This window comes from Protofrankia symbiont of Coriaria ruscifolia, assembly GCF_900634745.1.
Classification (GTDB): Bacteria; Actinomycetota; Actinomycetes; order Frankiales; family Frankiaceae; genus Protofrankia; species Protofrankia californiensis.
This window is the reverse complement of the sequence record NZ_CAAAFR010000183.1, coordinates 1-13,735: the sequence shown is the minus strand read 5'-3', so window position 1 is coordinate 13,735 and position 13,735 is coordinate 1. Positions and strand designations below refer to the sequence as shown.

Annotated in this window: 14 protein-coding genes and 2 pseudogenes; 10 read left to right on the top strand and 6 right to left on the bottom strand. The window is 68.4% G+C overall.

What is annotated here, in order from left to right; translation table 11 throughout:
• The first annotated feature begins 3 nt into the window (after nucleotides 1-3).
• The 5 genes from sucD (at nucleotide 4) to purH (ending at nucleotide 4,883) form a co-directional block, all read left to right on the top strand.
• A complete protein-coding gene (gene sucD, locus CV1CTNOD_RS20445) occupies nucleotides 4-879 on the top strand; it encodes a succinate--CoA ligase subunit alpha (protein WP_131768489.1) in 876 nt (291 codons plus the stop codon).
• A 275-nt stretch (nucleotides 880-1,154) separates the two neighbouring features.
• On the top strand, nucleotides 1,155-1,829 hold the full coding sequence (locus CV1CTNOD_RS20440) for a hypothetical protein (protein WP_131787610.1): 675 nt from the start codon (nucleotides 1,155-1,157) through the stop codon (nucleotides 1,827-1,829).
• A 116-nt stretch (nucleotides 1,830-1,945) separates the two neighbouring features.
• Nucleotides 1,946-2,458: a helix-turn-helix domain-containing protein gene (locus CV1CTNOD_RS20435; protein WP_242606880.1), complete on the top strand. Its 513-nt coding sequence runs from the start codon at nucleotides 1,946-1,948 to the stop codon at nucleotides 2,456-2,458.
• 176 nt (nucleotides 2,459-2,634) lie between these two features.
• On the top strand, nucleotides 2,635-3,210 hold the full coding sequence (gene purN, locus CV1CTNOD_RS20430; RefSeq protein WP_131787609.1) for a phosphoribosylglycinamide formyltransferase: 576 nt from the start codon (nucleotides 2,635-2,637) through the stop codon (nucleotides 3,208-3,210).
• Nucleotides 3,207-4,883: a bifunctional phosphoribosylaminoimidazolecarboxamide formyltransferase/IMP cyclohydrolase gene (gene purH / locus CV1CTNOD_RS20425; RefSeq protein WP_242606879.1), complete on the top strand. Its 1,677-nt coding sequence runs from the start codon at nucleotides 3,207-3,209 to the stop codon at nucleotides 4,881-4,883. The genes purN and purH overlap by 4 nt, the downstream gene beginning before the upstream one ends.
• Before the next feature lie 142 nt (nucleotides 4,884-5,025).
• On the opposite strand, the gene CV1CTNOD_RS25910 is transcribed toward purH, so the two are convergent.
• Together CV1CTNOD_RS25910 and CV1CTNOD_RS20420 are read right to left on the bottom strand one after the other, a co-directional pair.
• Complete coding sequence (locus CV1CTNOD_RS25910) at nucleotides 5,026-5,274, bottom strand: hypothetical protein (RefSeq protein ID WP_207386575.1); 249 nt, start codon at nucleotides 5,272-5,274, stop codon at nucleotides 5,026-5,028.
• A gap of 96 nt (nucleotides 5,275-5,370) precedes the next feature.
• Entirely contained in the window at nucleotides 5,371-5,679 is a 309-nt protein-coding gene (locus CV1CTNOD_RS20420; RefSeq protein WP_131768485.1) for a hypothetical protein, read from the bottom strand.
• A 320-nt stretch (nucleotides 5,680-5,999) separates the two neighbouring features.
• Between CV1CTNOD_RS20420 and CV1CTNOD_RS20415 the strand changes: the two genes are divergently transcribed.
• The 3 genes from CV1CTNOD_RS20415 to mdh all read left to right on the top strand — a co-directional run bounded on the left by CV1CTNOD_RS20415 (nucleotide 6,000) and on the right by mdh (nucleotide 7,915).
• Nucleotides 6,000-6,335, top strand: coding sequence for a DUF3017 domain-containing protein (locus CV1CTNOD_RS20415; RefSeq protein WP_242606878.1), 336 nt, complete (start codon nucleotides 6,000-6,002; stop codon nucleotides 6,333-6,335).
• 179 nt (nucleotides 6,336-6,514) lie between these two features.
• Nucleotides 6,515-6,976, top strand: a complete 462-nt coding sequence (locus CV1CTNOD_RS20410) for an isocitrate/isopropylmalate family dehydrogenase (protein WP_131787608.1) — start codon at nucleotides 6,515-6,517, stop codon at nucleotides 6,974-6,976.
• A 6-nt stretch (nucleotides 6,977-6,982) separates the two neighbouring features.
• Nucleotides 6,983-7,915 carry a malate dehydrogenase gene (gene mdh, locus CV1CTNOD_RS20405; protein ID WP_131787607.1) on the top strand — a complete coding sequence of 311 codons (933 nt, stop codon included), beginning with the start codon at nucleotides 6,983-6,985 and terminating at the stop codon, nucleotides 7,913-7,915.
• A 95-nt stretch (nucleotides 7,916-8,010) separates the two neighbouring features.
• On the opposite strand, the gene CV1CTNOD_RS20400 is transcribed toward mdh, so the two are convergent.
• Nucleotides 8,011-9,291, bottom strand: a complete 1,281-nt coding sequence (locus CV1CTNOD_RS20400; protein WP_431607163.1) for an NAD(P)/FAD-dependent oxidoreductase — start codon at nucleotides 9,289-9,291, stop codon at nucleotides 8,011-8,013.
• Between the two features lie 91 nt (nucleotides 9,292-9,382).
• On the opposite strand from CV1CTNOD_RS20400, the gene CV1CTNOD_RS20395 reads away from it, so the two are divergent.
• Together CV1CTNOD_RS20395 and CV1CTNOD_RS27015 are read left to right on the top strand one after the other, a co-directional pair.
• Nucleotides 9,383-10,309, top strand: coding sequence for a serine hydrolase domain-containing protein (locus tag CV1CTNOD_RS20395; protein WP_207386574.1), 927 nt, complete (start codon nucleotides 9,383-9,385; stop codon nucleotides 10,307-10,309).
• A 119-nt stretch (nucleotides 10,310-10,428) separates the two neighbouring features.
• A pseudogene (locus CV1CTNOD_RS27015) lies at nucleotides 10,429-11,247 on the top strand (YihY/virulence factor BrkB family protein); the annotation flags it as partial.
• A 56-nt stretch (nucleotides 11,248-11,303) separates the two neighbouring features.
• Here CV1CTNOD_RS27015 and CV1CTNOD_RS27010 read toward each other — a convergent pair.
• The 3 genes and pseudogenes from CV1CTNOD_RS27010 to CV1CTNOD_RS25045 all read right to left on the bottom strand — a co-directional run.
• Nucleotides 11,304-12,908, bottom strand: coding sequence for a D-alanyl-D-alanine carboxypeptidase family protein (locus tag CV1CTNOD_RS27010; protein ID WP_242606876.1), 1,605 nt, complete (start codon nucleotides 12,906-12,908; stop codon nucleotides 11,304-11,306).
• Nucleotides 12,909-13,093: 185 nt separating this feature from the next.
• A complete protein-coding gene (locus CV1CTNOD_RS25905; RefSeq protein WP_131787605.1) occupies nucleotides 13,094-13,417 on the bottom strand; it encodes a hypothetical protein in 324 nt (107 codons plus the stop codon).
• 56 nt (nucleotides 13,418-13,473) lie between these two features.
• Nucleotides 13,474-13,735: pseudogene (locus CV1CTNOD_RS25045) on the bottom strand (hypothetical protein); the annotation flags it as partial.

Genomic DNA, 13,735 nt, shown 5'->3' with positions numbered 1-13,735 from the left:
ACAATGGCAATCTGGCTGGACGAGACGTCCAAGATCCTGGTTCAGGGCATCACTGGTTCCGAGGGGCGCAAGCACACCGCCCGGATGCTGCGCGCGGGCACGACGATCGTCGGCGGTACCAACCCCAAGAAGGCGGGTACCGAGGTCGAGGGTGTGCCGGTCTTCGCGACGGTGGCTGAGACGATCGACAAGACCGGCGCCGACGTCTCCGTGGTGTACGTCCCGCCGGCCGGGACCAAGGCGGCCGTGATCGAGGCGATCGACGCGGGCATCCCGCTCGTCGTGGTCATCACCGAGGGCGTGCCGGTGCACGACACCACCGCGTTCTGGGCGTACGCGAAGTCCAAGGGCAACACGACGCGGATCATCGGGCCGAACTGTCCCGGCATCGTGAGCCCGGGCAAGTCGAACGCGGGGATCATCCCGGGTGACATCACCCCGCAGGGCCGCATCGGGCTGGTCAGCAAGAGCGGTACCCTGACCTACCAGATGATGTACGAACTGCGTGACTTCGGCTTCTCCACCTGCGTCGGTATCGGCGGTGACCCCGTCATCGGCACCACCCACATCGATGCCCTCGCAGCGTTCGAGACCGATCCCGACACCGACGCGATCGTGATGATCGGTGAGATCGGTGGTGACGCCGAGGAGCGTGCTGCCGCCTACATCGACGAGCACATCACCAAGCCGGTCGTCGGTTATGTCGCGGGCTTCACCGCGCCAGAGGGCAAGACGATGGGGCATGCGGGGGCGATCGTGTCCGGATCGTCCGGGACAGCGCTCGCCAAGAAGGAAGCCCTGGAGAAGGCGGGAGTCCGGGTCGGCAAGACCCCCTCCGAGACCGCCCGTCTCATGGCCGATGTCATGCGCTCTCTCTGATCCTGTCCCTGCTGGTTGTTGTTCCTGGCGTTGCATAACGGTGCGTCTGCTGTGACGCACCGTTCGCGGACCGGGTGTGGCGGTCGTTTCCGGCGACTGACCACGCCCGGTTGTCTTTTACGTACTCGTTGCGTTGTCCGCGGGACACTGTCCGGCGCCGCAGGTGCTTTCGGAGTACTTTTGCGGACATGATCGTGTCGTTCCGGTGTGAAAGGGCTACGGTGTCAGGGATGGGTCCGTCAGGTCACCGCTGATCGCTGAAGTGGGGTCGTCCCGTGACACGTGTAGCCGGCCGCGACATACAGAACAACGACCTCGGCGTTCTAGCCGCCGGCGTCGTCCTGTTCATCGCATCGTTATTCGACTGGTTCGCGGTCCGCGGGTTCGGGGAGAACGCGTGGGGCATCGGTTTCTTCGCCTACGGCGGCGTCGAACTCGGGCTGCTCGCGGTCGGCCTGGTGGCGGTGCGAACCTTCACCCGTGTCCAGCTACCGGCAGTGGGCGCCGACTGGGTTCTGATCATCGCGGGTATCGCCGCTCTCGGCACCATCTTGATTTTTCTCAAGACGGCGCTGGGGGTTGACCACATCCACCGAGCCGCCGGACTGTGGCTCGGGCTCATCGCCTCGGGGGCCATCACGGCCTTCTCGATCCTGACCGCCGTTGCCGGCGGGCACACGCTACCTCGTGGCGGCCCTCGTGACCGCTCGCCACACCCGGCACCTCCCGGCACCCAGTACGACTCGTACGGACAGCCGTTGTCGGGCGGGTACGGGCAACCAGGGGATTACGGGCAACCGGGTGGGTACGGCCAGCCGGGAGGCTATGGCCAGCCGCCGCAGGCCGGTTACGGCCAGCCGCCGTATGGCGGATACGGCCAGCCGGATCCCTACGGTCAGCCGCCGCAGGCTGGTGAGGGCCAACCACCCTATGGCCAACCTGGCCGGTAGGGCCTGTCTGGTTGATCCTCAACTGCGCGGATCGGCATCCAGACGGCCAGTACAACTGGAAATGTCCGACCTCTCCGCTAACGTCCGATCATCGGTTCGTCGACGGGGAGGTCGTCATGGCTGTCAGCGCCGCGGAGCTGTGGGCCGAGTCCAGGCGCCTGCGGGCGCTCGGGTGGTCCTATCGGCGGATCGCGCTGGAGTGGCAGCGCCGATACCGGCTGAACGCCCGGGTCGCCTTTCGACTCGCCCACGGCTGGACGCAGGAGGAGGCGGCGCGGCGGTGGAACGCCCGCTGGCCCTACGAAGATCCGCCGAAGACGGGCAAGGCCTTCTCGTACTGGGAGGTCTGGCCTGGGCGGGGTGGCCGGGCGCCGTCGACCCAGACCCTCCAGCGCCTGGCCGAGCTGTACCTGTGCCGCCCCGGCGATCTCCTCGACGGGGACGATTTCGGCCGTCTCGACACGGGTTGTGACGATGTCTCGCGCGAGCACGAGGTCGGGCGGTCGCAGGCCGGCCAGTTGATCCACGATCCACGCGAACACCGGAGCGGGCCGGCGTCACCGGGTGGCGGCGACCCGGTTCCAGACGTCGGCCACCTGGCGCACAGCTTGCCCCGTCACCCGGCCTGACCAGGTCTTATGCCTCCAACAGGCCAGGCGTTACGCCTCGCCTGGACGCGGTGACGCGGTCCCGGTGGATGCGCACAGGCCGCCTGACCTCAGTACAGTCGGAACAGTCCTTGTTTGACGACGAGTTGCCGGGTTCGACGGCGAGTTGCCGGCCACCTGGTTTTCCGGAGAGTCCCGTGCCCGCACGACTGGTTGTTCTCGCCTCCGGGGTGGGCACCACCTTGCAGGCTGTGCTGGATGCCTGCCAGGATCCGTCCTTCGGCGTCGAGGTCGTCGCCGTGGGTACAGATCGGTTCGGGACCGGCGCGCAGGAACGAGCGTTGGCTGCTGGTATCCCGGTGTTCAGCGTTCGTCTTGAGGACTTTCCGCATCGGGAGGCCTTCGACGAGGCCACAGCGGAGCAGATCGCCGCTCATGATCCGGATCTGTTGGTGCTCGCCGGCTACATGAAGATCCTCGGAAAGCAGGTTGTCGGACGCTTCCGGACGGTGAACACTCATCCGTCGCTACTCCCCGCCTTCCCCGGCGCCCACGCCGTCAGGGATGCGCTCGCGCACGGGGTGAAGATCAGTGGAGTCACGGTCCACTGGGTCGACGAAGGCGTCGATACCGGGCCGATCCTTGCGCAGGCGGCGGTGGACGTGGAAGCGTCCGACACGGAAGAAACTCTGCGTACACGCATCCAGGCAGTGGAGCGCGTCCTGTACGTGCAGACGATCGGCCGGATCGTCCGGTCAGAGGAGGGGACATGACATCCGCACAGGTCCCGCGGGAGTCCTCGCCCAACGAGCCGGTGGAGGGAGCGCAGAGTTTCCCGCATGCCGGCGCGGACACGCCCAGTAGCGGCGAGCTGGTCGCGACGGGGCGGCGCCCCATCCGGCGGGTGTTGGTCAGTGTCTACGACAAGGCCGGTCTGGCCGAACTCGCGGCTGTGTTCGCCGACGCCGAGGTGGAGGTCGTCTCCACCGGTTCGACCGCGCAGGCCCTCGCCCGTCACGGTCTGGCCGTCACGCCGATCAGCACCCTCACCGGGTTCCCCGAGATCCTCGGTGGCAGAGTCAAGACGCTGCACCCGCGCGTGCACGCCGGCCTGCTCGCGGACCTGCGCAATGTTGAGCACGCCGAGGCGCTCGCCGAACTCGACATCGAGCCGTTCGATCTCGTCGTGTCCAACCTCTATCCCTTCCGGGAGACGGTTGCCGGTGGTGCCTCCGAGGACGAGGTGATTGAGCAGATCGACATCGGCGGTCCGGCGATGATCCGTGCCGCCGCGAAGAACCATCCCACCGTGGCCGTGATCGTCTCGCCGGCGGACTACCCGGAGCTGATCGCGGCGATCCGGGACGGCGGTTTCGACCTGGCCGCGCGCCGTCGACTTGCCGCACGTGCTTTTGCGCACACCGCCGCATATGACGTCGCTGTCGCGTCATGGTTCGCCAGCGTCGGCGCACCCGACCAGATCGCCCGCGAGTCCGGCTGGCCGGACACGGTTGCCGCGGTGTGGCGTCGCGGGGAAGTCCTGCGCTACGGCGAGAATCCACACCAGCGGGCCGCGCTGTACGTTGCCGAGGACGACGGGCCGGGCCTTGCCGGTGCCCGGCAGCTGCACGGCAAGCCGATGTCGTTCAACAACTTCACCGACGCGGAAGCGGCACGCCGGGCCGTGGCCGATTTCAGCGAACCGTGCGTGGCCGTGGTCAAGCACGCGAACCCCTGCGGCCTGGCGATCGGCCGTGATATCGCCGACGCCCACCGCAAGGCGCATGCCTGCGATCCCGTGTCCGCCTTCGGTGGGGTCATCGCGACGAACCGTCTGGTCAGCCTCGCCCTGGCCGAGCAGATCACGGAGATATTCACCGAGGTCGTGGTGGCGCCCGGCTACGCCGACGGTGCCGTGGAGATCCTGGCCCGCAAACCTTCGATCCGCCTGCTGGAATGTCCCCTGCCGCCGCACCCGCACGGTGTGCAGATGCGCCAGATCTCCGGTGGGCTGCTGCTGCAGTCCCGGGACGCGTTGGACGCAGCCGGTGACGATCCCTCGGGCTGGACGCTGGAAGCCGGTGCGCCTGCGAACGCGAGCACCCTGGCCGATCTTGCCTTTGCCTGGAAGGCCGCCAGATCGGTGAAGTCGAACGCGATTCTCATTGCCGTGGACGGTGCCACGGTCGGTGTCGGCATGGGACAGGTGAACCGGGTGGATGCGGCGATGCTCGCGGTGACCCGCGGGGGTGACCGTGTGAAGGCGGCGGTGGCTGCCAGTGACGCGTACTTCCCCTTCCCGGACGGTCTGCAGGTGCTCATCGACGCCGGTGTCCGTGCGGTCGTCGAACCGGGTGGATCCGTCCGCGACGAGCAGGTGATAGCAGCCGCGCGGGAAGGAGGGATCACGCTCTACTTCACCGGCGTCCGGCATTTTGCGCACTGACGGTAGTTGCCAAGAGTCATCAAGAATTGTCAAGGTTCGGCGGCCGGGACAGTCCGGCGGTCAGGGTGACTGTGCGGGCAGCGGTTGTCGTCGTCCCGGTGCGATCCCGGTGCGCCGGAACACTTCCGTACACCGACGGTGCTCACTGGAAACGACGCCCGAATCCGCCGCGACCTGACCAGAACGCGGCGGCCGGCGGGGCCGGGTCGATGTCGGGGTCACGGATGGGGTCACGGGGGGGTGTCTGCGCCACGGCTGGTGGTTCGACGGCGTCGTCATCCGCCGGCCCGGTTCGCCCGGATCGGCCTGCCTGGCCCGGCGCACCACCGGGTGTGTGCGGGGCCGATGCCGGGTCCGTAACGGGTTCGGACTGCTGGTCCGTGCCGGCCACCGCGTCGTGACTTTCTTCGGCCCGCCGGTGCGAGGTGCGTGACTGTTCGTTGGTGCCGTCCGGATCCGCTTTCGGCGGCCGGACGGCACCAACGTTTCATGAGATGGACGCGGACTCCGCCGCTGCCGCTCCACGCCGCGGCGCGCTCGTCGTGGTGCCATTCGAGGACGCCGGGATGTTACCTCCGGGCGTGTCGTTGGTAGGGACGTAACGCTGCGCCACCCAGTCCAGCGCCTCCCGCCAGCTCGCGCCGTACAGGACCGAGATCCTGTCCGCCGTCTGCCGCGCGAGAGCCTGGACAAACACCCGGTCGTCGCTGTCCAGGTGTCGGGCATCTCCGAAGGTCTCCCAAGCCCGGAACATCAGCTCCTGCAGCTTCTTGCTGTGTGGCGTTTCGTCTGCCACGGCCCACTCCCTCCCACTCCGGGGGCTGCGGCGGCAGTCTCCCCTAGTCCCGCACGACGCGTTCACTCGGGGGTCCGAAAGGTTGTGAATCGATGAATGATCGCAAGTTTTTCGGCTGCCGACGCAGGGCTGGTTTGTGTGGTCACATCAAGATCGATAATGTTCCGGGCCTGCCTGGACGACACGGGCGACACGGGCGGAGGGTCGTCCCAGGAGGCGACGCGGCCGAGAGGGCCGCTCCCAACAGACATAGACTGCGTTTGTGGTCGGGGTGAGCGGGTGGGAAACCGCGTCCGGACGGGGAGACCGGGTATCGGCCGGTGAATCACGAGCATGTCGGTGACGCCGCGATGAACGCCGGTCACCGCCAGCGCCTGACCCGGCGGCGGTCATTGTCGGCGTGGGAGCCGGTCTTCGCGGCTGTGTTGGTCGCCGCGATCGTCGCCCTGGTGTTCGTGTCACAGAACCACTGGCGGCGGGGTCTGCTCGGGCTGGGTATGACTCTGCTCGCCGGGGCCGTCCTGCGGTTGGTCCTGCCGGCCCGACGCGTCGGACTGCTCGCTGTAAGGGGCAGAGTTTTCGACGTCACGACACTCGCGGTCCTCGGCGCAATGATCATTGTGGTGACGCTGACGGTACCGGTTCCGGGATCGTAATGGCCTCCACGGCCGGGACCCCGAGTGTGAAAGGCGCATGATCGAGCTGCCTTTGGCCCGCTGGAGGCTTCACCGATCCGTCGCCGGACTCCGATCCCTGGCCGCCCACCTCGGAGGCGATCGCGGTAACCTCACGATATCCAAGCATCGCGTTCAAATGAGCGGGGCGAACAGTACACATGCCGACCCATCGCGTAACCCTGATCCCCGGTGATGGCACCGGGCCCGAGCTCACCGGGGCGACCCGCCGGGTGCTCGCAGCGGCTGTCGCGACCGTCGGTTCCAGTTTTGGCCGGGACGTACCGGAAGCCGGCGTGGACATCATGGAAACCGCCGACTTCGCAGTGGCGCCGGGAGCGGACATCGGCACGGACGCGGCGGTCTTCGCGGTGGCACACGGCAGCGCGCCGAAATATAAAAGCCAGCGCAAGGCCAACCCAGCCGCGAGGATTCTCTCCGGAAAGCTCATGCCGGAACACCGCGGTAAGCTGACCGCGGCGGTAAACCTGGAGAACGCGGTGGCGGCGGTCATCGAGGAAGCTCGCAGCGTCACCTGCGACTCGAAGCCGACCCGTACCGAACCGACCGCCGTCGGGACGGTGGAATATGCCGACGCCATCATCGAGAAACTGAGGGGCTGACACCCTATGGGTGGGAAGGTAACCGTTGTCGGAGCCGGTTTCTACGGCTCCACGACCGCACAACGTCTTGCCGAGTACGACATTTTCGACACGGTCGTCCTCACTGACATCATCGAGGGCAAACCACAGGGTCTCGCCCTCGACCTGAACCAGTCGCGGCCGGTCGAGGGTTTCGAGACCACGATTGTCGGGACGAACGACTACGCCGACGCCGAGGGGTCGGACGTCGTCGTCATCACCGCCGGTCTGCCGCGTAAGCCGGGCATGAGCCGGATGGATCTGATCGAGGTCAACGCGAAGATCGTCCGGCAGGTGTCGGAGAACATCGCGAAGTCCTCGCCCGAGGCCGTCGTCGTCGTGGTTTCCAATCCGCTGGACGAGATGACCGCGCTCGCCGCGAACGTCCTCGGTTTCCCCCGGAACCGGGTCATCGGCCAGGCCGGCATGCTCGACACCGCCCGCTTCACCAACTTCGTCGCCGTGGAGCTCGGCGTGCCGGTGAAGTCGGTGCGGACCCTCACCCTGGGGTCGCACGGCGACACCATGGTTCCGGTGCCCTCGCAGTGCACGGTGGACGGTAAGCCCCTCGCGGAGCTGCTCCCCGGCGACAAGATCGAGGAGCTGGTGACCCGCACCCGCAACGGCGGGGCCGAGGTGGTCGCGTTGCTCAAGACCGGGTCGGCATACTACGCGCCGTCGGCTGCCGCTGCTCGGATGGTCAAGGCCGTGGCCGAGGACTCCGGCGCGGTGATGCCGGTGTGCGCGTGGGTGGACGGCGAGTTCGGCATCTCCGGTGTCTATCTCGGCGTGCCCGCCGAAATCGGCCGCGGTGGCGTGAAGAAGGTCGTGGAGATCGCCTTGTCCGCCCAGGAGAAGGCGGCGCTCGCCACCGCCGCCGAGGCTGTCCGGGCCAAGCAGGCCGACGTGGCCAGCCTGTAGCTGTAGCAGCCTGCAGTAAGTGGCCGTCCTGGAGCAGGTACGACCGGCAGCGGTATGAACCGGCCGGCGGATCGTCCCAGCGCCGGCCGGTGACCTCACCGCCGGCCGGCGACCAGCTTGCGCACGGCCAGACGGGCCAGCGACGCGGTGGGGATCGTCCCGCGTCCCAGACCGATCTCGAGCAGGGTGTCGAAGAGCTCGGTGCGGTGGCTCGCGGCCTGGACGGCTGAGTCCATGAGGGTGCGGTGCCGGCCGGCGAGCCCGGCCAGCAGCGTGGTGTGGCGCAGGTGCCGCCCGAGTTCGCGGTCCAGGGCGTGCCGGTAGGCCGCACCCACCGCGCTCGGTGAAACGGTGACAGCGGCCTGGCCAGCGAGCGAACCCGACAGCAGCGCGTAGTAGATACCTTCACCGGTGAGCGGATTGATCAGCGACGCGGCGTCCCCGGCAAGCAGGACCGCACCGTCGGGCTGGCGGGGCCGCCAGGTCGACAGGGGCAGGTGGTGGGCGCGTAGCGTCCCGGGATGGGCGGGCTGGTCCGGAAGCATCCGGGCGAGGGTGCCGTGCAGGACGGCCCGTCCGCCGCTGTTGCCGTGCAGCTCGTCGAGCTTCGACCGCAGCATCCCATAGCCGATGTTGGCGCGGCCGTCCCCGATCGGGAACGACCAGGCGTAGGCCGGCCAGCCCTCGTCGGTCATCTCGATGAGCTGTTCGGGTGGGCGGTCGGCACGTGGCGCGTCGGCGTACCCGCGCACGGCGATGGCCAGTGCCTCCGGCGGATTCGGCCCGATGCCCAGCGCGCGCCGCGTGACCGAGTTCGCCCCGTCCGCTCCGATCACCACTTGTGCCCGCAGGTAACCGTTGACCACCACCGGATCGCCCGCGTTCGGGCCTGGCGCTACTGAGCGCACACGCTCGCGTCGCAGTACGGCTCCGCGCGCACGGGCGGCGGCGGCCAGCCGCGCATCGAAGACCTTGCGCGGGACCACATAGTTCGCCCGTGGGCAGGGAGTTGCCACCTGCGCGCCACCCGGCGCACGCAGCCGCATCCGGTCCACCGGCGCGTACCCGGCGGCGGCGTCGGGCACACCGAGAGCACGCAGGACGTCCAGGCCGTGTGGGGCGATGCCGTCACCGCAGGCCTTGTCCCGGGGGAAGTCCGCGGCGTCGAGCATCACGACACGGGTCTGTGGCCGCAGCTGCAGCGCGCGCAGGGCGGCGGCACAGCCGGCCGGACCGGCGCCGACGACGAGCAGATCGACGATCTCGGCCGGGCCGGCTGGTCCGGCCGGCACAGCCGCGGCCGGTGCAGTGGTCGTCGTGGACGTGATCGGCGGAATTATCGGGACTGCAGTGGACGTCGTCGCGGACGTGGTCATGGCGTCGGGAGATGTCGGTGTTGCCACATCGGCCCAGTGTCCCAGTGCGTTGGGCCCACACTCGCGCGAGGAGGTTCGTACAGTTCATCAGGTGGATGCCCTCGCGCAGGTGGACGCCTGGCCGGTGGAGAACGCGGCCGTTGCGGTGCTGGTCCCCGACGATTCCGGTGCTGCTTCCGGTTCCGGTGCTGTCTCCGGCTCCGGCGGTGTCTCCGACACCGCCCCCGATGCTGCCGCCGGTGGTGTCCCCGGCGCGGTCACGGTCGGTGGGTTGGTCGGGGACGCGGACAGGTTGTTCCGGTTGGCGTCGGTGTCGAAGCTGCTGTCCGCCTATGCGGTGCTGATCGCCGTGGAGGAAGGGGTGTTCGGCCTCGACGATCCCGCGGGCCCGCCGGGTTCGACCATCGCGCACCTGCTCGCCCACACCTCGGGTCTGGAGTTTTCCGGCAGCCGGGTGCTGGCCGACCCCGGGCGGCGCAGGGTGTACTCGAACACCGGTTTCGACGTCCTTGGCGAGACGCTCCAGAAGGCGTCCGGGATCGTGTTCGCCGACTACCTCGCTGAGTCCGTGTTCACACCGCTGGGTATGGACTCCTCCGAGCTACGGGGTTCGCCCGCGCACGCGGTGTGGTCGAACGTGCACGATATGATCCGTTTCGCCGCCGAGCTGCTGGCGCCGCGGTTGCTGGCCCCCTCCACCTTTGCGCTGGCAACGTCGGTGGCCTTTCCGGGGACCGCTGGTGTGCTGCCCGGCTTCGGCGTGCAGAAGCCGAACGACTGGGGGCTTGGCTTCGAGATCCGCGGCGGGAAACAGCCGCACTGGACGGGGAGCACCAATTCTCCCGCTACTTTCGGGCACTTCGGCCGGAGTGGAACGTTTCTGTGGGTTGATCCCGCGGTGAGGTCGGCCTGTGTGGCCCTGACCGACCGTGAGTTCGGCACCTGGGCGGCGGAAGCGTGGCCGGTACTGTCCGACGATGTGGTGGCCGCTGTCCGCATGGCCGGCATCCCACGCTGAGCGTGCTATCCCTGCTGGCTTGGTCCCCTTTTACTTGAGGGGACGCCTGCTGAGGGGACGCCGTCGTTCGAGCGGCATCCCGGGCGTGACGGCGTCGGGGTGATGGGTAGTTAGCACTGGTGGCTAACCCGATCAGTGCGGTCCGCTCCGGGGCACGGAAAGTGTCCGATGCCGCGGGCTCTGTGCGCCGCAGAAGACCCTTTGTCGACCATGCCGTGCGCGGCTACCACCGATATATCGAGGACGGCGGCGACCGGCTCTCGGCGGCCGCAACGTATTTCGCCTTTCTGTCCTTCTTTCCGCTGGTCGCCCTGGCCTTCTCGATCACGGGGTTCGTGGTCGACGCCTATCCCGACGTCCAGCAGGAGATGATCAAAAAGATCAACGACTACTTGCCGGGAATGGCGGACAAACTCGATGTCACCGGCATCGGCAACGCCAAGGTCGGTGCCGGCCTGATCGGTCTGGCCGGCCTGCTGCTGGCCGGCCTGGCCTGGATCGACGCGTTGCGGGACGCCATCCGGATCATCTGGCATCAGAGCGTGGACGTCGGCAATGTGCTGGCACGCCGGGCGAAGGACATCGGCGTCCTGGCCGGGCTCGGGGTGATCGTGTTCGCCTCCATCGCGGTGACCAGTCTCGCCACCTCGGTGTCGGGGACGTTCCTGGAGTGGATCGGCCTGGCCGGCAGCACTGCCGCGGCGGTGGTGACCACGCTGCTCGCTCTCGGTATCGCGTTGGCGCTGGATGTAGCGATTTTCCTGTGCCTGTTCCTCTGGTTGCCGCTGATTACCGACCGCCGCCGTGCGATGCGAGGGGCCTTGCTCGGTGCCGTCGGGGTGGAGATCCTCAAGCTGCTCGGAACCTGGCTGGTCGGGATGACAACCCGCAATCCCGTTTACGGAACGTTCGCGGTGATCATCGGTCTGCTCATCTGGATCAACATCGTGATGCGCTGGACGCTCCTGGTCACGGCGTGGACGGTGACCGCTCCCTACGCGTCCGACATCCTGCCGTCCGGCACCGCTGAGGCCGTCCCGTCCGATACCGGCGATGCCGTCCCGTCCGGTATCGCTGCGCCGGATGGCCGGCCTGAAGACGTTGGCAGGGACGCTGCCGGCAGGGACGGTGGTGCCGGCGCGGGGTCACCGGCCAGGCCTGCCGAATCGCCCGCTGATTCGCCCACCGGATCGTCGCCTACTGGATCGTCGCCCACCGGATCGTCGTCTGCTGGATCATCCACTCGATCATCTGCTGGGTCCTTCAGCGACCCGGTGGACTCTCCGGCCGTCCGGCCCGGATCGCCATCGCCGTCACCACGCCGTTGAGTGACGATCCGGACGAGTCCGGTATCCGATTCCGTGATCGAGGCGATGGAGGCGAGCGAGTCCTGTGTCACGGCAGGTTGCGCCGCCATGCCGGGCAGCGCGCCGATGCTGGGGAACGGCCGCCGCCGCGCAAGGCGCCGGCGCAGGGTCAGTATCGCGGCGATCAGCGTTACCGCGACGGCGGTCCAGGTGATCAGGCCGACGGCGTGACCGCCGGCGCCGGACGTTTCGTCTGCGCCGTCCTCGTCATGGCTGCTGGAGTCCCTGCTGTGACCGGTGCCTGTTCGCGGCGGGTCGCCGGCGGCGGCTGCGGCGGCTGCGTCGGCCACCGGGACGGCATGCGATGCCGCGTCGGCCTGCATAGCCAGCCATCCGACCGGAGTGATCGAATCGACGTACGCGAACCCCCAGTCGAACAGGGCACGGGCATCCTTGGCATATGCCGGGACCGCCCGCAGCATGGTGACGATGAGGGTGTGGTTACCGCGCCGGACCGCACCGACGTAGGTGGCACCCGCCGCAACGGTGTAGCCGTTCTTGACGCCGATCGTCCCCGGATAGGAACCGAGCAGGTCGTTGTGGTTCTGGATCTGGAAGGACGCGCCGTCGCGGCCACGGACGGTCGCTCGCGGGATCGTCAGGAATCCCCTGACGGCGGGGCTGGTGAGGGCGGCCCTGCCCAGCAATGCAAGATCGTATGCTGATGTCGTCTGACCGGGGGCGTCCAGGCCGCTGGGGTCCCCGGCGTGAGTGTTGCGGGCGTTCAGATCTGCCGCGATCCGGTTCATCATCGTGATCGTGGCTGCGGTGCCACCGGCGGCTTCGGCGAGCGCGACGGCCGCGTCGTTGCCACTTGCGACGATCATGGCAGTGGCCAGCTCGGCGACGGTATAGGTCATTCCCGGGACAAGGCCGACCCTGGTCCCGTCGACCCTCGCGGCCGCGTCACTGATTGTCACCTCCTGGGCCGGCGACAGGTGCGGCAGCACGGCGAGCGCGGTCAGGATCTTGAGTGTGCTCGCCGGCAGGTACTGGCCGTGCGCGTCCCGCGCCGCGAGCACCGCGCCACTGTCGGCGTCGGCGACGAGCCAGGCGGCGGCCGCGATCTCCGGGGGAGGCGCCAGCGCCTGTGGGCTGACCGCCACACCATGATCCGCGAGCGCCGGGCCGCCGAGGGTGTCCGGCGGGGACACCGGCGTCGCCACCGCGGTGACGGCAACTGGCTTGCTGGTCGGGACGGCGGCGATCAGCCATCCCGTCAGGGATGCCACCAGGAATGCGATCAGGGGGATGAGTAGGACCAGGGTCGGGCGGCCCGTTGCTGGCGTGCTGAAGCGTCGGCGAGTCCGAGGCACCCAGCCAATGTTACTGTCGGTCACACCATCGGGAGCGCAGATGCTCTGCCGTGTCGCGGTCCAGGCAGTATCAGTGTCAGCACGGTGATGATGCTAAGCGATTACGCAACTCGCCTGGCAGGGTCGTGATGACGGCGTCCACCACGGCGTCGAGGGCGACGCGCTGGCCGGCGGTGTAGAACGCCGCGTCCCGGAAGCTGATGCGGCTCTCCCAGCTTGCCGGTATGGGGGCTTGGGCGGACGGTGAGCGCGGCGTGCAGCGCCCGCCGGCAACCAGTGCACGGACCGTCGTGGGGGCTGTCGGGGCTGTCGGGGCTGTCGGGGTCGTCCGGGTTGTCCGGGTTGTCGCAGCCCAGCAATCCGAGTAATAGCAGGAGCCGGGCGGCGCGCTGCAGGTCGAAGGGTGACAGAGATGCGTCCCGCATGCGCGGGCGTCTGTGCCGGTGCATCGGAATGTGTCGGAGGGGGGATGGTGGATGCGTCAGCGTGTCCAGCCGGATTCGGTGTAGTACTCGGGGGTCTGGTAGGCGGCCAGGGCGGTGCGTACCGGTTCACTGAGGGGGTCGGGGAGCCGGTCGAGGGGAAACCAGCCGAGGTGGTCGTGGACGCGCCGGTCGGTGATCAGAGGTATGCCGCGGAAGTGGCGGACCTCGAAGTACAGGCTGGACCGTGCCGACGAACTGGCCTCCCCGTGGTCACCGAGAACTCTGGAGGATGCCCCGGCCTTCAGGCCGGGGAGGAAT

Bases quoted from the DNA above. Each gene is read 5' to 3' on its own strand.
- CV1CTNOD_RS20400 (WP_431607163.1), bottom strand. From the start codon at position 9,291: ATGACCACGTCCGCGACGACGTCCACTGCAGTCCCGATAATTCCGCCG.
- CV1CTNOD_RS20410 (WP_131787608.1), top strand. From the start codon at position 6,515: ATGCCGACCCATCGCGTAACCCTGATCCCCGGTGATGGCACCGGGCCC.
- CV1CTNOD_RS20435 (WP_242606880.1), top strand. From the start codon at position 1,946: ATGGCTGTCAGCGCCGCGGAGCTGTGGGCCGAGTCCAGGCGCCTGCGG.
- CV1CTNOD_RS25905 (WP_131787605.1), bottom strand. From the start codon at position 13,417: ATGCGGGACGCATCTCTGTCACCCTTCGACCTGCAGCGCGCCGCCCGG.
- mdh (WP_131787607.1), top strand. From the start codon at position 6,983: ATGGGTGGGAAGGTAACCGTTGTCGGAGCCGGTTTCTACGGCTCCACG.
- sucD (WP_131768489.1), top strand. From the start codon at position 4: ATGGCAATCTGGCTGGACGAGACGTCCAAGATCCTGGTTCAGGGCATC.
- purH (WP_242606879.1), top strand. From the start codon at position 3,207: ATGACATCCGCACAGGTCCCGCGGGAGTCCTCGCCCAACGAGCCGGTG.